The 18,341-nt window shown below is 71.6% G+C and carries 14 protein-coding genes; 9 read left to right on the forward strand and 5 right to left on the reverse strand.

Going from position 1 to position 18,341, the window contains the following annotated elements; translation table 11 throughout:
- The first annotated feature begins 105 nt into the window (after positions 1 to 105).
- The gene (msrB, locus tag LQK93_RS18790) at positions 106 to 555 is read left to right on the forward strand and encodes a peptide-methionine (R)-S-oxide reductase MsrB (protein WP_374969280.1); all 450 of its coding nucleotides are present in this window, start codon (positions 106 to 108) and stop codon (positions 553 to 555) included.
- Between the two features lie 48 nt (positions 556 to 603).
- Entirely contained in the window at positions 604 to 1,050 is a 447-nt protein-coding gene (locus LQK93_RS18795; protein WP_374969281.1) for a DUF1707 domain-containing protein, read from the forward strand.
- A 52-nt stretch (positions 1,051 to 1,102) separates the two neighbouring features.
- On the opposite strand, the gene hemQ is transcribed toward LQK93_RS18795, so the two are convergent.
- Both hemQ and hemG read right to left on the reverse strand, forming a co-directional pair.
- A complete protein-coding gene (gene hemQ / locus LQK93_RS18800) occupies positions 1,103 to 1,804 on the reverse strand; it encodes a hydrogen peroxide-dependent heme synthase (protein WP_374969282.1) in 702 nt (233 codons plus the stop codon).
- Between the two features lie 34 nt (positions 1,805 to 1,838).
- Positions 1,839 to 3,215, reverse strand: coding sequence for a protoporphyrinogen oxidase (hemG, locus tag LQK93_RS18805; protein WP_374969283.1), 1,377 nt, complete (start codon positions 3,213 to 3,215; stop codon positions 1,839 to 1,841).
- Positions 3,216 to 3,429: 214 nt separating this feature from the next.
- On the opposite strand from hemG, the gene LQK93_RS18810 reads away from it, so the two are divergent.
- Complete coding sequence (locus tag LQK93_RS18810) at positions 3,430 to 4,740, forward strand: DUF4349 domain-containing protein (protein ID WP_374969284.1); 1,311 nt, start codon at positions 3,430 to 3,432, stop codon at positions 4,738 to 4,740.
- Between the two features lie 122 nt (positions 4,741 to 4,862).
- Here LQK93_RS18810 and murJ read toward each other — a convergent pair whose 3' ends face one another.
- Together murJ and hemE are read right to left on the reverse strand one after the other, a co-directional pair.
- The gene (gene murJ / locus LQK93_RS18815; RefSeq protein ID WP_374969285.1) at positions 4,863 to 6,572 is read right to left on the reverse strand and encodes a murein biosynthesis integral membrane protein MurJ; all 1,710 of its coding nucleotides are present in this window, start codon (positions 6,570 to 6,572) and stop codon (positions 4,863 to 4,865) included.
- The gene (gene hemE / locus LQK93_RS18820) at positions 6,569 to 7,621 is read right to left on the reverse strand and encodes a uroporphyrinogen decarboxylase (protein WP_374969286.1); all 1,053 of its coding nucleotides are present in this window, start codon (positions 7,619 to 7,621) and stop codon (positions 6,569 to 6,571) included. Before hemE ends, murJ begins: the two co-directional genes overlap by 4 nt.
- Positions 7,622 to 7,716: 95 nt before the next feature.
- Between hemE and LQK93_RS18825 the strand changes: the two genes are divergently transcribed.
- The 5 genes from LQK93_RS18825 to LQK93_RS18845 all read left to right on the forward strand — a co-directional run bounded on the left by LQK93_RS18825 (position 7,717) and on the right by LQK93_RS18845 (position 14,910).
- On the forward strand, positions 7,717 to 8,301 hold the full coding sequence (locus tag LQK93_RS18825; RefSeq protein WP_374969287.1) for a DUF3000 domain-containing protein: 585 nt from the start codon (positions 7,717 to 7,719) through the stop codon (positions 8,299 to 8,301).
- Positions 8,298 to 9,659, forward strand: coding sequence for an HRDC domain-containing protein (locus tag LQK93_RS18830; RefSeq protein WP_374969288.1), 1,362 nt, complete (start codon positions 8,298 to 8,300; stop codon positions 9,657 to 9,659). The genes LQK93_RS18825 and LQK93_RS18830 overlap by 4 nt, the downstream gene beginning before the upstream one ends.
- 193 nt (positions 9,660 to 9,852) lie before the next feature.
- Positions 9,853 to 11,112: a thiolase family protein gene (locus LQK93_RS18835; RefSeq protein ID WP_374969289.1), complete on the forward strand. Its 1,260-nt coding sequence runs from the start codon at positions 9,853 to 9,855 to the stop codon at positions 11,110 to 11,112.
- Entirely contained in the window at positions 11,109 to 13,241 is a 2,133-nt protein-coding gene (locus LQK93_RS18840; protein WP_374969290.1) for a 3-hydroxyacyl-CoA dehydrogenase NAD-binding domain-containing protein, read from the forward strand. The genes LQK93_RS18835 and LQK93_RS18840 overlap by 4 nt, the downstream gene beginning before the upstream one ends.
- Positions 13,242 to 13,380: 139 nt before the next feature.
- Positions 13,381 to 14,910 carry a helix-turn-helix domain-containing protein gene (locus tag LQK93_RS18845; protein WP_374969291.1) on the forward strand — a complete coding sequence of 510 codons (1,530 nt, stop codon included), beginning with the start codon at positions 13,381 to 13,383 and terminating at the stop codon, positions 14,908 to 14,910.
- A gap of 1,201 nt (positions 14,911 to 16,111) precedes the next feature.
- Here the strand turns inward: LQK93_RS18845 and LQK93_RS18850 are convergent.
- Positions 16,112 to 16,798 (reverse strand): hypothetical protein, encoded by a 687-nt coding sequence (locus tag LQK93_RS18850; protein WP_374969292.1) that lies wholly within the window; start codon positions 16,796 to 16,798, stop codon positions 16,112 to 16,114.
- Positions 16,799 to 16,976: 178 nt separating this feature from the next.
- Between LQK93_RS18850 and LQK93_RS18855 the strand changes: the two genes are divergently transcribed.
- Positions 16,977 to 17,930: an alpha/beta fold hydrolase gene (locus LQK93_RS18855; protein WP_374969293.1), complete on the forward strand. Its 954-nt coding sequence runs from the start codon at positions 16,977 to 16,979 to the stop codon at positions 17,928 to 17,930.
- Positions 17,931 to 18,341 lie beyond the last annotated feature (411 nt).

Consider the following 18,341-nt stretch of genomic DNA (forward strand, 5'->3'; position numbering starts at 1 on the left):
CAGGTCGCTGACAGAGCGCCGGAAGGCGTGCCCGGGGGCGTGCCGTGGGCGGGGCGTCCAGCCGGGCACGGGCACAAACCGCGGCGACGTGGCGTTGGGAAGAACATGAGCGACCACAGCACCTCCCAGAAGCCGTATGCAGTCCAGCGCACCGACGAGGAGTGGCGGGCGGCCCTGACGCCGGCGGAGTACAAGGTCCTGCGCCAGGCGGGCACCGAGCCGGCCTTCCGCGGCGAGTACACCGACACCAAGACGCACGGCGTCTACTCCTGTCGCGCGTGCGGAGCCGAGCTCTTCCGGAGCGACACCAAGTTCGAGTCACACTGCGGGTGGCCCTCGTTCTACTCCCCGCTGGCCGGCGACTCCGTCGAGTACATCGAGGACCGCTCCTTCGGGATGAAGCGGGTCGAGGTCCGGTGCGCCACCTGCGGATCGCACCTCGGGCACGTCTTCGAGGGCGAGGGCTACAACACCCCGACCGACCAGCGCTACTGCATCAACTCGATCTCGCTGAGGCTGGAGCCTGACGACACCGCCTCGGCGACCGAAGCCTGATCGGCCGGTCGGGTGTCGAGCCCGGGACCCCTCGCCTAGATTCGATCCATGGACGACGGGGAGATCCGTATCAGCAGCGCCGAGCGGGAGCAGGCTCTGGCCGCCCTGGCGGAGCATCACGCGGCCGGGCGGCTGGACGCGAACGAGTACGAGGACCGTCGTGGCCGGGCGAACGACGCCGTCGTCCGGCGTGAAATCACGTCGCTGTTCGTCGACCTGCCCGAACCTCGGCCGGAGCTCGGCCAGCCGACCGGCTCGTCGCCCGGCTCGTCGCCCGGCTCGACGGTCGGCTCATCGGTCGGTGTGCCGGCATCCTCCGCTCCCGCGCCGCACACGCCGCCTGCGGCGCCGTCCTCACCGCGAGCGAAGCTCGCCCGGACCCTCGTGAGCCTGTCGCCGTTCATCGCGCTCGGCGCGTTCATCGTGACCCGGTCGTGGCTCGCCTTCCTGCTGGTCCCGGTCATCGCGATCCTCGCCAGGACGTTCGACCAGTGAGCCCCGCTCCACCGGGAGCGGGGCGCACTCGCCTCTCGGGGGGGCTGCGAGCTCAGCGCAGGTTGGCCACCAGCTCGGCAGGCTCGACCTTGGGCCCGGTGAAGAAGGGGATCTCCTCGCGCACGTGCAGGCGAGCGCGCGAGGCCCGCAGCTCGCGCATGAGGTCCACGATGCGGTGCAGCTCGTCGGCCTCGAAGGCCAGCAGCCACTCGTAGTCGCCGAGCGCGAACGAGGCGATGGTGTTGGCCCGGACGTCCGGGAAGTCGCGCGCCATCTGCCCGTGCTCGCGGAGCAGGTCCCGCCGCTCGCTGTCCTCCAGCAGGTACCAGTCGTAGGAGCGCACGAACGGGTAGACGCAGAGGTACTTGCGCGACACCTCGTCGGCCATGAAGGCCGGGATGTGGCTCTTGTTGAACTCGGCCGGCCGGTGCAGCGCCGCACTGCTCCACACGGGCTCGAGGTGCTGGCCGAGCTCGGTGCGCAGGAGCCGGTGGTAGGCCGACTGCAGCCGCTCGATCGTCTCGGCGTGCCACCACACCATGAAGTCGGCGTCACCCCGCAGACCGGCCACGTCGTAGAGGCCGCGCACGACGACGCCCTCGCCCGCGACGTCCTCGAGGAAGGCCTCGAGCTCGGAGACCAGCTTCTCGCGGTCGTCACCGAGGGGGGTGACGCTGCTGAACACCGACCACATCGAGTAGCGGATGGTGTCGTTGATCTCTCGCATTCTTGCCGGGGTCAGGCGCTCGCTCATGGAGCCATCATCCCAACTTCCATGGGGGCGCCTGTCACGGGGTCTGGACGGCTCGGGCAGCAGCCCGACCGGAGGCGATGCAGGCCGGGATGCCCACCCCGTCGTATGCGGCCCCGCACAGCGCGAGCCCCGGCGGGAGGTCACGGGTGGGCGCCAGGCGCAGACGGTGCCCGACGGCGTACTGCGGCAGTCCCCCGCCCCAGCGCTGCACGTGGGCGGCGCTCGGGTCGGGCAGCTCACCCAGGACCCGCCGCAGGTCGGCGAGGGCGACGTCGACGAGCTCGTCGTCGGACCGCTGGAGTGAGCTCTCCTCGCGGTGGCGTCCGACCGAGGCGCGCAGGAAGGTCCGTCCGGGGTGTGCCGTCGCGAGCCAGGGCCACTTGACGGTGCTGAAGGTCGACGCCTTGATCGTCAGCGGCTCGGTCGGCGGCACGAGGAAGCCGCTGCCGTCCAGCACGGCGGGCGGCGGACCGTCGAGGGCGAGCGTGACGATCGCCATCGACGCGTACTCGATGCCTGCCAGCGCACGCGAGGCGGCGGGAGCGGCGCTCCTCAGCAGACGGGAGGCCGGGGGTGCCGGGGTGGCGACCACGACGGCGTCGAAGCGCTCCCGGGTCACGTCGGTGGTCGGACCGGTCGCGACGACCCAGCCGTCGCCGTCCCGGCGCAGCTCCCGGACGACCGTTCTGGTGCGGAGGTGGACGCCGGACGCGATGAGCGCGTGCTCCAGCTCCTCCGGCAGCGTGCCGAGGCCTCCGACGAGGGACGCGAAGACGGGGCGACCGGCCGCGGAGCCGTTGGCCGCAGCGGCGGCCGCGGTGCGTGCGACGTCCAGCAACGGCCGCCCCTCGCGGGCCGCCGCAGCGAGCACCGGCACCGCCTGCTCTGCGGAGATCTCACGGGCGTGGCCGGCATACACGCCCGCGAGCAGCGGCTCCACGAGCCGGTCGGTCACCGCGGTGCCGAGCCGACGGTCGACGAGGTCGCCCACGGAGACGTCACCCTCGACGACCTCGCCGAGGACCTCGCGCGCGAGCCGGTCGACCTCGTCGGGGCTCAGCAGCCCGCGCACGGACTCGGGGTCCGACGGCACCCCCATCAGGGTGCCGCGCGGCATCGGCCACCGCTTCCCGCGGGAGACGATCGAGGCCGCGGCAGGGCCCGGGTGCGTGATGCGGTCCTCGAGCCCCAGCTCGTCGAAGAGGGTCAGGGCCTCCGGCCGGCGGGCGAGCACCGACTCGGCGCCGACGTCGATGCGCACTCCGCCGACGTCCGCGAGGCGGAGCTTGCCACCGACGCGGTCGGTGCCCTCGAGCAGCGTCACCTGACAGCCGCTGTCGGAACGGGCCAGGTCCCACGCCGCCGACAGTCCGCTGATCCCACCGCCGAGCACGGCGACCGTCCTTGCCATGCCGCCACTCTCGCACCCTCGTCCCGCGGTGCCGTGCTCGGGGCGGTGCGTACTGCGGGGCTGGGCGGCACGTGCCACGCAACGTCCCCGGTCACTCAGGTGTCTTTGCAGGCACCACGTCGCCACGGCTGCGTTGCGGAGCCAGCACCACCACGTGACCACCATGTGTCCACCACGTGACACCGCGGAGGGCGACCCGTCGAAAGGCTGACCCATGACCGCGCTCTCGCACCTGCCCCGCCCCAGCTCCGGACCTGCGCAGCCACCATCGGAGGCTCCCAGGCAGTCGCCACGTCAGTCGTCACCTGAGCCCTCGCCTGCACCCTCGGCCCGGCGTGGGCTGGTCGTCGCCGCCGCGGCGGCGGTCGTCCTGCTCGGGCTCGCGGTCCCTCTCGGCCTGCGCGGCGTGACCGGCGGTTCCGTCGCAGGGTCGGCCGATGCCCGGGTCTCGGCCGGCGCGGGCGCGCCCGCGCGGGCCGGCAACGGTTCTGCCGGTGCGGCCGTCGCTCCCTCCGCTCCGTCCGCCCCCTCTGGTCCGGCCGCGGGCAAGCAAGGGGCGCAGGCCCCCAGCACCTCCGCCGGCGCCAGCGACTCCGTGGTTGGTCCCAAGATCGCCCGCACGGCCTGGCTCGGCCTGAAGGTGACAGACCTCGCCGGAGCCGCAGCCCGGGCCCGCGTCGTCGCCACCGACGCGGGGGGCCAGGTCACCTCCGAGAACGTCGTGACCTCGATCGATCCCACAGGTGGCCCGACCGGAGATCCGGTCGGGCCACTCTCCGGCGGGGTGACGAGCTCGCCGGGCCTCCAGTCCCCCAGCCGGTCGACTGCCTCCCTGCAGGAGGTCGGGGTGGACCAGGCGCGGATGGTGCTCAACGTGCCGGCCAAGGCGCTCGATGAGGTGCTGACGCAGCTGTCGCGGCTCGGCACCGTCAGCTACCGCTCGTCCCAGTCGGAGGACGTGACCGACAGCTACGTCGACACCAAGGCGCGGATCCAGCCCATGCGCGACGGGATCGACCGGGTCCGTGCGCTGCTGGCGAAGGCGACGGACCTGCAGCAGATCATCACGCTCGAGAGCGAGCTGACCCGTCGTCAGGCCGACCTCGACTCGCTGACCCAGCGGCTGGCGCAGCTCGACGCCGTGACGACGAGCAGCGATGTCACCGTCTCGCTGTGGACCGCCGCGACCACCGGGCCCACGCCAGCGCCGTCCGGCAACGGCATCGTCACGGGCCTGCGATCGGCGTGGGACAGCCTCCTCGGCTCGCTCACGGTCGTCCTCACCGGGCTGGCCGCCCTGCTCCCGTGGCTCCTCGTCCTCGTGCCGCTCGGCCTGCTCGCCCTGCGGCTGTGGCGCCGCCGCGGCGCCGGCGCAGCTCCGGCCGCCTCGACCAGCTCACCTCCCGCCGTCCCCGCCGCGAGCACTCCCGCCTCCGGCGGCAGCGCGTCCACCGGCACCTCTTCCACCGGCACCTCTTCCACCGGCACCTCTTCGGCATCCGGGACCTCCGACCCGGACCGGTGACGGTTCCGGTGCCAGGCCTTTCAGTGGCTCGTTCCGTGGCTCGCTGCCACAGGGCCCCGCTGCCCCAGGGCGGCGGGGCCCCCCAGGACCTCAGTGCCTGAGTGCCTGAGTGCCTGAGTGCCTCAGCGGACCAGTCGGCGGCGCACCATGTCCGAGACCTGCCTGACCTCGCGGACGTGCAGCGCGTGGGCGATGCCCAGGTAGATCACGCCGAAGACGAGGCCAGTCAGGCCGATCTCCAGGGCGCTGGCAAAGATCCGCTTGCCGACGGACGACGCCCCAGCGATGGCTCCGGCGGTGATCGGGTGGACCACCACCGTGACAGCCCAGGCGACGAGCCCGGCCACTACCGCGGCGATGCCGACCCGCGACGCGGTGACGACGGAGCCCATGAGGCCGAGGCTGCCGGTGCGGCGGCGCAGCAGGTAGAGCCCGACGCCGGAGCTGACGATGTTGCCCACGGTCTGCCCCATGGCCATGATCCCGATCGCCCACACCGGGTTGATGAAGATCGTGATGATGCCCGCGAGGGCGCTGATGCCGGTCAGCAGCGCCTGCATGACCACCGTCGGCTTGCCGTCCTCGAGGGCGAAGAACATGCGGTAGCAGAGCAGGTCCACCCCGAACGGAACGAGGCCGAGGATCATGATGACGAGCACGCTCGCCGAAACCTCGACCGACCGCGGGTCGGTGCCACTGGGATAGAGCAGGGCCACGATCGGGCGGGCGAGGACGACGACGAGGACCATGATCGGCACGTTGGCCACGAGCGGCATGGTCAGGCCCTGGCGGAAGTCACGTCGCAGGGCCGCCCTGTCCCCGGAGGCCGCGGCCGCCGAGAATCGCGGGAAGAGCGCCGTGATGATCGAGGTGGTCACGAAGGCGTGCGGCAGCATGAAGAGGGTGAAGGCGACCCCGTAGGCCGCTGGGCCGCGCACCTCGCGGCCGAGTCCCATCCGAGCGGCCGAGGCCGTCGCGTTGTTGAGGACGCCCTGGCTGATGAAGAAGCCGAGCTGCGAGATGGCCAGGCCTGCGAAGGCCCAGAGGGCGAGGCGGCTCACGCCTCCGAGGCCGACACCGCGCACGCCCCAGCGGGGGCGGTAGTGGAAGCCGGTGCGGCGCAGGGCCGGAAGAAGCGACAGCGCCTGGACGACGACCGAGAGGGTGGCCGAGCCGGCGAAGAGCCAGATCATCGGCGCCGTCCACTCCGACGGGTTGCGCGCGCGGGCCTGGCCGGCTACGTCGACGAGGTGCGGCTTGGGGAACACGACGAGGAAGAGCAACAGCCCGGCCACGGCGACCACGTTGGCGATGAACGGCGCCCACGCGAACGCGCCGAACCGACCTCTGGCATTGAGGATCTGGCCGAGCAGGGCGAAGAGGCCGTAGAAGAAGATCTGCGGCAGGCAGATCAGCGAGAAGGCCAGCGCCAGGCTCTTGAAGTCCGGCGAGGAGTTGCGTGCGAGCAGCCAGACGAAGCCGCCTGCCCCTGCCATGACGAGGACCGTGATGGCCGCCATCCCGGCGAGCGCGACGGTGATGACCCGGTCGGTGAACTCCTGGCCGCCGTCGTCCAGCTTCATCGCGCGCGCCAGCGACGGGATCAGGACGGCGTTGAGGATGCCCCCCGCGGCCAGCACGTAGAGCACGTTGGGCAGAGTGTTCGCGAGCGAGAACGCGTCGCCCGCAAGCGTGAGCCCGATGATCGCCGTGATGAGGGCGTTGCGCAGGATGCCGAGCAGGCGCGAGGCCATCGAGCCGCCCAGCATGGTCAGGCTGGAGCGAGCGACCGAGGGCGCTGCCGTCGTCATCTTGGGCGCCGTTGCCGTCATCCGCGGCTCGAGCACTCGTGCACGAGCGCCGTGACGCGGGTGAGCACCTCGGGGTCGACATTCGGCAGCACCCCGTGGCCGAGGTTGAAGATGTGCCCCGGCGCCCGGCGCCCCTCCTCGACGATCTCGCGCACGCGCCGTTCGAGCGCCTCCCAAGGCGCGAACAGCAGCGCGGGGTCGAGGTTGCCCTGGACGGCATACCCGGGCCCGAGACGATCGACGGCGTCGGTCAGCGACACGCGGTAGTCGACGCCGACGACCTCGGCCCCGGCCTCGCCCATGAGCGCCAGCAGCTCTCCGGTGCCGACGCCGAAGTGGATGCGTGGCACGTCGAGGTCCTCGACCGCGGCGAGTGCGGCTGCGGAGTGCGGTTGTGCCAGATCGGCGTAGTCGGTGCGTGACAGCGCGCCCGCCCACGAGTCGAAGAGCTGGACGGCGCTGGCACCGGCCTGCGCCTGGACGCGGAGGAACTCACCCGAGATCTGGGCGAGCCTGGCGCACAGGGCGTCCCACAGCTGCGGGTCGCCGTGCATGAGCGCCTTGGTCTTCTCGTGGTTCTTGGAGGGGCCACCCTCGACAAGGTAGGAGGCCAGCGTGAAAGGAGCGCCGGCGAAACCGATCAACGGCGTCTCCCCGAGCTCGCGGACGAGCTGTTGCACCGACTCGGTGACGAAGGGCACGTGCTCCGGCGTCAACGGCACGAGCTGGTCGAGGTCGGCTGCCGAGCGCACCGGGCGCGCCACGACGGGGCCCACCCCCGGCACGATGTCGAGGTCGACCCCGATCGCCTTGAGGGGCACGACGATGTCGCTGAAGAAGATGGCGGCATCGACCCCGTGGCGGCGCACCGGCTGCAGGGTGATCTCGGTGACCAGCTCGGGACGCATGCACGACTCGAGCATCGGCACGCCCTCGCGGATCGCGCGGTACTCGGGCAGGGAGCGTCCGGCCTGGCGCATGAACCACACGGGGGTGCGGCTGACCGGCTCCCTGCGGGCAGCGCGCACGAGGTCGCTCTGACGGGTGTCTGGTAGGGCTGCGGTCGGCACCGGTCAATCCTGCCATGGCCCCGAGGGGGCCACGGGCCACGCACGCCCGGCGTGGCCTGAGGACAGATGGCCCGCATGCGGCATACGCTCATCCGGTGCACACGAGAACGTTGCCGGGCAGCAACGGCGCGGTCTTCGCAAGGACGCTGAGCGCCCTGCGAGACGTCCGCCTGCGCTCCGAGGTGCGCCTCACCGAGGTGCCGGCCCCCACGCGTATCGCCCCGTATGCCGCCGCGATCACCGCCGATGTCATCGACGTCGCCGACCCCGACGAGGACCTGGCGACCGGCCGGTTCGTGCTGCTGCACGACCCGACCGCCCCCGAGACCTGGGACGGCCAGTGGCGCATCGTCACCTTCGCCCGCGCCGAGCTGGAGCCCGAGCTCGCCGGCGACCCCATGCTGGGCGCCGTCGGCTGGTCCTGGCTCAGCGAGTCGCTCTCGAGCCGAGGGCTCACCTGGACCGCCGAGGCGGGCACCGTGACCCGGGTCGTCAGCGAGAGCTTCGCCGGTCTCGCCGACCGTGCGGCGAGCGTGGAGATGGAGATCCGCGCCTCCTGGACGCCGGTCGCCGGCGACGCGGCCGATCACCTGCGCGCCTGGGCCGACCTGCTGTGCACCATCGCCGGCATCCCGCCCCTGCCCGACGGCGTCGTCCCCCTGCCGGGGCAGCGCCGGTGACAGCGGAGCCGAAGGAGCCGACCGGCGAGGCCACGGACGTGCTCGCAACCGACGCGGTCGTAGACCCCCCTGTGAGCGAGGCTGCCGATGCGGCAGACGAGCTCGTGGCAGACGAGCTCGTGGCGGACGGCACGGACGCCGCGCCGGCTCTGGTGCCGCTGACGCACCCGCGCGACGGCGTGCCGGACGTCGTGGTCGACGAGCGCACCCTGATGCGCGCCGCCGAGGCCATCGCCGGCGGCACGGGTCCCGTCGGCATCGATGCCGAGCGGGCCTCCGGCTACCGCTACGGGCAGCGCGCCTACCTCGTGCAGATCCGACGCGAGGGGGCCGGCACCTGGCTCATCGACCCGATCGCCTGTCCTGACCTCTCCCCCATCGGAGACGCCATCGGCGACGCCGAGTGGATCCTCCACGCGGCCACCCAGGACCTGCCCTGCCTGGCCGAGGTCGGGCTGCGCCCGCAGGCGCTCTTCGACACCGAGCTCGGCGGCCGGCTGGCCGGCCTGCCCCGCGTCGGGCTCGGGGCCATGGTCGAGCACTACCTCGGGCAGCAGCTGGCCAAGGAGCACTCCGCGGTCGACTGGTCGGTGCGGCCGCTGCCCGAGCCCTGGCTCCGGTATGCCGCCCTCGACGTCGAGGTGCTCGTCGACCTCCGCGACGCCGTCGCCGCCGAGCTCGCCTCGCAGGGCAAGGACGCGTGGGCGCGCGAGGAGTTCGAGCACCTGCTGGACTTCACCGGCCCCGAGCCGCGCGTCGACCCCTGGCGCCGCACCTCGGGCATGCACAAGGTGCGGGGCCGGCGCGGCCTCGCGATCGTGCGCGAGCTGTGGTTCTGGCGCGACGCGACCGCGCAGCAGCGCGACACCTCGCCCGGCCGCGTCCTGCCCGACGCCGCCATCAGTGAGATCGCCATCGCCAACCAACGCGCGACCAGGGCGCCCCGCACGGTGTCGTCGAGCGACCCGCGCCTGGCCCGCTCGATCCGCCGCCACCAGGAGGCGATCATCGAGACGGTCGCCCGGGCCCTCGATTTGCCCGACACGGACCTGCCGCCGCTGACCCTGCCACCGACCGGTCCGCCGCCGCCCAAGGCGTGGCCCGACCGTGACCCGGTGGCGGCCGCGCGCCTGACCCGCTCGCGTGAGCTCCTCGGCGCCGTGTCCGCCGAGCTGGCCGTGCCCGTCGAGAACCTCCTGACGCCCGACCTGCTGCGCCGCTTCCTCTGGGAGGGACCGGCAGCGCCCACCACGACCGAGGTCGCCGACGCGCTCTCCTCGATGGGGGCTCGCCGCTGGCAGACCACGATCGCGGCGCCGCTGGTCTCCCTGGCCTGCAGCGAGAACCCACCCGCCTGACCCGCCCGCGCCAAGGCCTCGTACTTCGGTCAGCCACCTCGGGTGAGCATGCTCACGCGCGGGCCCGTTGGCGGTGAAGTTACCGAGAAGTAGCATGAGCCGGGGGCGCGGACCCGCGCCTCTGGACCCGGTTCCGTCCCGGTCCTGCGACCGACCTGGTCCCTGCGACCACCCTCGACCCACTGGAGGCACTGTGCCCCGCGCACTCAATGAGGTCGTCTTCGTCGACGGCGTCCGGACGCCCTTCGGCAAGGCCGGCGAGAAGGGCATGTATGCCCAGACCCGGGCCGACGACCTCGTCATCCGGTGCATCCGCGAGCTGCTGCACCGCAACCCCACCCTGCCCAAGGACAAGGTCGAGGAAGTCGCGCTCGCCGCGACCACCCAGATCGGCGACCAGGGTCTGACGCTGGGCCGCACCGCCGCCCTTCTCTCCGGCCTGCCGAACACGACCCCCGGCTACTCCGTCGACCGGATGTGCGCCGGGGCGATGACCGCGGTGACCAACACAGCGAGCTCGATCGCCTTCGGCGCCTACGACGTCGCGATCGCCGGTGGTGTCGAGCACATGGGCCGCCACCCCATGGGCGAGGGCGTGGACCCCAACCCGCGCATCGTCGCCGAGAAGATCGTCGACCCCGATGCCCTCGTCATGGGCAAGACCGCCGAGAACCTGCACGACCGCTTCCCGCAGCTGACCAGGCAGCGCGCAGACTCCTTCGCCGTCGGCAGCCAGGACAAGCTCGCGAAGGCGTATGCCGACGGCAAGATCCAGCGCGACCTCGTGACCGTCGCGACCCGTCACGCCGAGAGGGGCTGGGGGCTCGCCACCGCCGACGAGCCGCCGCGCCCCGGCACGACCGTCGAGGACCTCGGCCAGCTCAAGACGCCGTTCCGTGCGCACGGCAACGTGACCGCGGGCAACGCCGCCGGCCTCAACGACGGCGCCACCGCCTGCCTTCTCGCTTCCGAGCAGGCCGCGGCCGAGCTCGGCCTGCCCGTCCGGATGCGCCTCGTCTCCTGGTCCTTCGTCGGCGTCGAACCCGAGGTCATGGGTGTCGGCCCGGTCCCCGCCACCGAGAAGGCCCTCGCCAAGGCGGGCCTCACGATCGAGGACATCGGCCTCTTCGAGCTCAACGAGGCCTTCGCCGTGCAGGTGCTCGCCTTCCTCGACCACTTCGGCATCGCCGACGACGACCCGCGCGTCAACGAGTACGGCGGCGCCATCGCCACCGGCCACCCGCTCGCCAGCTCCGGCGTCCGGCTCATGACCCAGCTCGCCCGCCAGTTCGAGGAGCACCCCGAGGTGCGCTACGGCCTGACCGCGATGTGCATCGGCATCGGCATGGGCGGCGCCGTCATCTGGGAGAACCCGCACCACGAGGCCTACGAGTCGTCGGCGACGACGAGCACCACGCCGACCAGCACGACCGACGAGGAGATCGCCCAGTGAGCGCCACCACCACCGAGGACACCAGGGCTGCAGCCGATTTCGCCAGCGAGGTCGTCACCCGCACGCCGGTGCACGACATCACCCTGCCCGGCGACGCAGGCACCCTGGCCCTCATCACGCTCGACAACGGCTTCGACCACACCAAGCCGAACACGTTCGGCCCCCAGTCCATCGCCGGCCTCACCGCGACGATCGCCGCGCTCCGCCGGCGCGCCGAGGCGGGCGAGATCGCGGCCGTCGCCGTCACCGGCAAGCCGTTCATCTTCGCCGTCGGCGCCGACCTGACCGGTGTGCCGTTCATCGGCTCGCGCGACCAGGCGCTCGAGATCGCCCGAGCCGGCCACGCGGCATACGCGGCGTTCTCCGACCTGCCGGTGCCGACCTTCGCCTTCGTCAACGGCGCCGCCATGGGCGGCGGCGTGGAGCTGGCGCTGTCGGCGACCTACCGCACCATGAGCGCAGGCGTGCCCGCCGTCGCCCTCCCCGAGGTCTTCCTCGGCCTGGTCCCCGGCTGGGGCGGCTGCTGGATGCTGCCCAACCTCGTCGGGATCGACAAGGCGATCACCGTCGTCGTCGAGAACCCGCTGAGCCAGAACCGGATGCTCAAGGGCGTCGACGCCTACAGGCTCGGCCTGGCCGACGTGCTCCTCGAGCCGGCCGACTTCCTCGAGGAGTCCATCGCCTGGGCCGCACGCGTCATCTCCGGCGAGGTCGCCGTCGAGCGTCCCGAGGTCCACCGCGACGAGACGGCGTGGGACGCCGCGATCGCCAAGGCCCGCAGGCTCTCCGATGCCAAGACCGGCCGGCAGGCCAGGAGCCCGTACGCCGCCCTCGACCTGCTCGCCGCCGCGCGCACCGCGACCCGCGAGGCGGGCTTCGCCGCCGAGGACGAGGTGCTCGCCGACCTGCTCATGAGCGACGAGCTGCGCGCCGGGCTCTACGCCTTCGACCTCGTCCAGAAGCGCGCCAAGCGCCCGGCCGGGGCGCCCGACAAGGCCCTCGCCCGGAAGGTGACCAAGGTCGGCATCGTCGGCGCCGGCCTGATGGCCAGCCAGCTCGCGCTGCTGTTCATCCAGCGCCTCCAGGTGCCCGTCGTGCTCACCGACATCGACGACGAGCGCGTCGCGAAGGGCGTCGGCTACGTCCACGCCGAGCTCGACAAGCTCGCCGGCAAGGGCCGGCTGGACCCCGACCGATTGAACCGCTACAAGGCCCTGGTGACCGGGTCGACGAGCAAGGACGGCTTCGCGGACGCCGACTTCGTCATCGAGGCGGTCTTCGAGGAGATGTCGGTCAAGCAGCAGGTCTTCGCCGAGGTCGAGGCGGTCGTCTCGCCCGAGTGCGTGCTCGCCACCAACACCTCGAGCCTGTCGATCGCCGAGATGGCCGCGCAGCTCGGGCACCCCGAGCGGGTTGTCGGCTTCCACTTCTTCAACCCGGTCGCCGTCATGCCGCTGCTCGAGGTCATCCCGGGCGAGCGCACCGACGACGCCACTCTTGCAACGGCATTCGCCGTCGGCAGGGCACTGAAGAAGACGTGCATCCGTGCTGCGGACCGCCCGTCGTTCATCGTCAACCGTCTCCTCGGCCGGTTCATGGGCGAGGCCGCGAAGATCCTCGACGAGGGCACCCCGATCGAGGTCGTCGACCGCGCCTTCGCCGGACTGGCGCCGATGCCGCCGTTCGTCCTCATCGGGCTCGTCGGGCCGGCCATCGCGCTGCACAACGGCGAGACGCTCGTGCGGGCCTTTCCCGACCGGTTCTACGCGTCGCCGACCCTCCAGCGGATCGTCGCGGCCGGAAAGCGCGGCTTCTACGACCTCAGCACCGGGCGTCCGGTCCTCGACCCCGAGGTCGCCGAGCTCATCGAGAGGCCGGCCGAGCCGGCCGTGCTCGACCTCGCCCAGGTACGTCAGCGGGTGCTGACCGTCCTCGCCGACGAGGCCCGCCGGATGCTCGACGAGGGCGTCGCGCAGGCCCCCATGGACATCGACCTCGCGATGATCACCGGCGCCGGCTTCCAGTTCTGGAACGGCGGCATCACGCCGCTGCTCGACCGGAGCGGCGTCGCCGAGGCCGTCACCGGCTCGCGCTTCCTCCCCTCCGGGGTGGCCGACGCCCCGCGCTGACGGCGGGCGGGGCACGCGGGCGGCACACGGCATACCCCCGGGCCCCCAGCGGTCACGGACGCGGGACCTCCCCCGCGTCCGTGACCTCACCCTGCGTGGCTGATTTGCCCTAACTCATATATGAGTTAGCCTCGTCGACGTGACTCAGACATACCTCACCCGGATCGGCGGACTCATCCGCGACGCCCGACGCCACAAGGGGATGACCCAGTCTGACCTGGCGGAGCTGCTCGGCAGCTCCCAGGGGGCGGTCACCCGCATCGAGCAGGGCAAGCAGAACCTCAGCCTCGAGATGCTCGCGAAGATCGGCGACGCCCTCGACTCGGAGTTCGTCTCCCTCGGCCACTCCGGCCCGCAGCACCTGCGCATCGTCGGCGGCCAGAAGCTCACCGGCGCCATCGACGTCAAGACCTCCAAGAACGCCGCCGTCGCGCTGCTGTGCGCGGCGCTGCTCAACCGCGGCCGCACGACCCTGCGCAACCTCGCGCGCATCGAGGAGGTCAACCGCATCCTCGAGGTGCTGGCCTCGATCGGCGTGCGCACCCGGTGGCTGCCCGACAGCAGCGACCTCGAGATCATCCCGCCGGCCGAGCTCAACCTCGAGGGCATCGACGTCGCCGCTGCGCGCCGCACCCGCACGGTGATCATGTTCCTCGGTCCCCTGCTGCACGACTACGAGAGCTTCCAGCTGCCGTATGCCGGCGGCTGCGACCTCGGCACCCGCACCGTCGAGCCCCACCTGAGCGCGCTGCGCGCGTTCGGGCTCGAGGTGACGGCCACCCACGGCTTCTACGAGGCCCACTCCGACCGCTCCGTCAACCCGGAGCGCGCCATCGTGCTCACCGAGCGGGGCGACACGGTCACCGAGAACGTCCTCATGGCGGCCGCGCGCCACGCCGGCACCACTGTCATCCGCAACGCCAGCCCCAACTACATGGTCCAGGACCTGTGCTTCTTCCTCGAGAAGCTCGGCGTGCGCATCGAGGGCATCGGCACGACCACCCTGACCGTGCATGGCCTGGCCGAGATCGACGTCGATGTGGAGTACTCCCCCAGCGAGGACCCGATCGAGGCGATGAGCCTGATCGCCGCGGCGGTCGTGACCGACAGCTCGATCACGATCCGACGGGTGCCGATCGAGTTCATCGAGATCGAGCTGGCGACCCTCGACGGCATGGGGATGAAGTACGAGCTGTCGGCCGAGTACACCTCGGCCAACGGCAAGACCCGCCTCGTCGACCTGACGACGATTCCCGGGCCGCTGCACGCACCCATCGACAAGATCCACCCGATGCCCTTTCCCGGGCTCAACATCGACAACCTGCCCTTCTTCGCCCTGATCGGGGCGGTCGCCGAGGGCAGCACGATGATCCACGACTGGGTCTACGAGAACCGCGCCATCTACCTGACCGAGCTGACGAAGGTCGGCGCCAAGGTGCAGCTGCTCGACCCGCACCGCGTCATCGTCGAGGGCCCGACCCGCTGGCGCGCAGCCGAGGTGATGTGCCCGCCGGCACTGCGTCCGGGCGTCGTCGTCCTCCTGGCGATGCTCGCTGCGCCGGGCACGTCGGTGCTGCGCAACGTCTACGTCATCAACCGCGGCTACGAGGACCTCGCCGAGCGCCTCAACGCCCTGGGCGCGACGATCGAGGTCTTCCGCGACATCTGAGGTTTGCCAGCGCAAGTCAGAGCCAAAACGCCGCTGACCTGCGCCGACAGGTTCTGTGCTTCAATGCGAGACCTAGCTTCCGCACAGGATTGACACAATTGCGCTACCGCGCCACCGTGGGGCCGGGCAGCCGCCACCCGCCGACGCGCTGGCCGTCACGGAGGTGCTCCGCGGCTGAGGCGAGCACCAGCCGGGTTCACCGGCTGGCCGGGAACGTCGGCCGCGGCGCGTTCTGGTGGGACCCCGCCACCGGGGAGGAGCACGCGCGTCAGCGACCGGAGGACGTGGTGGCTGCCGGGTCTGGGGCGCGACCCGGTGTGTCGAGGGAGACGGTCCTCCGCGTCGCCCAGACATCCCTTCCTCTGGAGCGACTACCGCAGGCGCCGATGGGCGCTGCGCAGCCGCATCGACGCCGTGTTCTCACCGCCGCAACACGAGGCGCCGGGGCGAGCAGCGAACGCGGAGACTGGGTGCCTGAGCCCGAGAGCATGTCCAGCGGATCGAGTCCCTGCAACGGAAGCTGTCGGAGGCGCGAGCCTGGGCCTGGAGTGAGTACCCCCGCTGGTACGAGGGCCGGTGGCTGCCGACGCGCGAGGTGCCGAGCGAGGAGGGCGAATGGGACTGGGCTTCTCCCGGAGTGGCTCTCCACGAACGTAGAACCACCCTCCCAGCCCTGGTTCGTTGCGGTTCCGGCGGCGCCCCCAGCTGACGCCGACACAAGACCAGGCCTCTGCTCGCCACGCGCTCGTGGAAGGTGGAAGCACCCTTCCTGTCATGCCGATGTGCGGACGCCGGAGGTCACGGCCTCGGAGGCCGCAAACCGCCGGCCCTCGCCCTGGTTCGCCTGTTGCCTTCGTGAACTCCGTAGCGCTGTCCCATAGTGGGCCCACCCCAACGCGGCAGAGTCGTCGTTGTCAGCCGACGATGCCGCCGCCGACCGGCACGTCCCGTTGCTTTCCGCAGTCGAGGCACTCCTGGTACCGCGCTCCGAAGTCCGTGGTGTTCGGGTACCGGTGCGTCCGCCAGCGGTGCCACAGGTGCAGGCGGCACCACCATCGGCCTGGCCGGCGTTGCTCTTGGCCGGGCTCTCGATGTGTGCTGTCAGGTGAAGGCATAGTCGTCTCCTTTCGGGGATGGGGCCGCCGGGTCGCTGGCACGGAGGAGGCGAGACAGATCTGGGCTCCGGCTGGGCCGCTCGGGGTCAGCCACCGCCGTCTGGGGCGCCGCCAAGGCCTGCTTCCCACGCGGCATGTCCCACGGGGCCCGGGGGCCGGACGAACACGGACGCATCGACCTGCGCTGCCTCAGGCGAGTTGTGGAAGGCCTCCAGTGAGTCGCTCACCGCGGTCGAGTGGGTGGCGGTCGCTGCCACCGGTGCGAGGACGGACCCAGCGAAGAGGGAGTCCCCAGACTCCGATGGGGTGTTGATGCCGTGACCTTCGGTGACGCCCTGCCCTGGCCGGCGCAGCATCCGCAGGAGATACCCGCGGTCGGTCTGCTGCGCGACCACCGCCGCATGGGCGAGCTCGGCCGGAGAGCTGCTGCTCGGCCGATCCTCCTCCGGCAGGTCGTGACACAGGCGCAGGAACAGACGCTCGCGCTGTCCCGGTTCAAGCGCAGTGAACGCCTCCTGGTGCGCCTGCTCCAGCCGTTCGTGGGAGGCGACCCGCAGCAGGTACCTGTACCGCGCGACGTCGCGCGCCTGCTCGACCTCGGTCGGAGGGTGCTGCCTCGACGCATGGCCGTGGCCGGCCTTGTCGCCCTTGCGGGTCAGACGACCCAGTTCATCGCGGATCCCCATGACCGCGTCCCCTCGTTCACTCCCCCAATGATGGTGCGGCACGGCACGGGTCGGGCAGGCCGTCCGACGAGGCCCTGCACTGCTCACGATCCTCCCCGCACGGCGCTCGGTCAACGCCCAGCGCCGTCACAGCCGGCAACCACCGATCTGCCAGGAATGGCTGCATGCCCGACACCGACGGAGCAGACTCGAAGATAAGACTCTGGAACCTCCCATGCTGGGTCACGAGCCACGTGTTGCGGGTCAGGCGCGGCGAGAGGCACCCATGAGAACCACGACCAACGAGCGCAAGCATCGCGGCGCCCTTGGCAGTGCGCTCGCTGCCGCCGGCTTAGCGGTCGAACTGAGCATCACCGGCTGCACCGCCGGCACCAACCAGGCCCCCTCCACCCCGGACCACACCGCCACCGCCCCGACCTCCCCTGGCGGGATAAGCCAAGCGGCGTCTGCGACCGCGCGGGTGCCGACGGCCGGCACGGAGCGCTACATCGTCGTGGGAAGCCGGCACTTCGCAGCCCGGTGCGACGGCAGTGGCCCCGCAGTTATCCTTGTGGCTGACTACGGGCGCTCCATGGATGACACGGGCCCGGCTCTGCATAACCTGACCCCGAATGCGCAGGCGTGCCTGTACGACCGGCTCGGCGTCGGCCGCAGCGACTCGGCTTCGCGATTGCAGACCTTCACCTCCCTGGCCGATGACCTCGACGGCGTCAGCTCCGGGCTCAAGCTCACCCAGCCTGTCGTGGTGCTCGGTGACGGGTTCGGTGCCCCCATCGCGCTCACTTGGGCGAGCCGACACGCCAAAGACGCGCGTGCCGTGGTGCTGATCAACCCGGACCCTCCCGGCTTCCGGGGCCCGCGCGGGGCGTTGGCCCGCCTACTGCCTCCGAAGGACCCGGGCGACGTCGACCTGAGCAACCTCTGGATCGACCTCGACCACTTCAACGACCCAGCGCGAAACCGCGAGAGCCTCGATCCCCGGTCCTGGGATGCTTACCTACGTCTTGGGTCGTCCTCCACGCCGCTCTACGACCTCATCGGACTGCCGTCGCCGACGTGGCCGGCCTCGGTCGACGCGAAGAAGGTCAACGGGGCGTGGCAGCAGGGGCAAAGCCGCGTGCTGCGGCTGTCCTCCTCCTCCGAACTTCTCACCGTCGCCCACGAGGCGGACTGGCCAGCGGCCCTCACGAGGACTCTCCAGCGCGCAGTTCAGAACTGACGCCGCACCTGAGGTGCTGACGGGCCGCGAGGGCGAGAGGCCCCGTGAGTCAAAGCACCCCACGGGAACCGGGCCATGAGCAGCTGCGCACCGGCCGCTGGTGATGCCGCCTACACATGTGGCACCGCTGCGCAGGCACTGCCACCTGTCCAGTGCGACGTCCGACCATGCCGCCGTTGGGACGTGCTTGCGCGCCGGCGGCAGCCGTCGGCCTGAGCCTTGCTGAAGCGCACGGTTGCTGCCGATGTCAGGCATGATCGCCCCATGGCGGGGCTCAGCCGACTCACAGATCCACACGCTGGTGACTGGGTCAACGAGAGACTCCTCGGCGACCACTTTCCCGGGGTTCCGGCCGGTTCCGTCGTGCCGACCGGGTTCCCGAGGGTCGTACGAGTGTTCCACCCGGCGGGC

Source organism: Terrabacter sp. BE26 (genome assembly GCF_041941675.1).
Classification (GTDB): domain Bacteria; phylum Actinomycetota; class Actinomycetes; order Actinomycetales; family Dermatophilaceae; genus Terrabacter.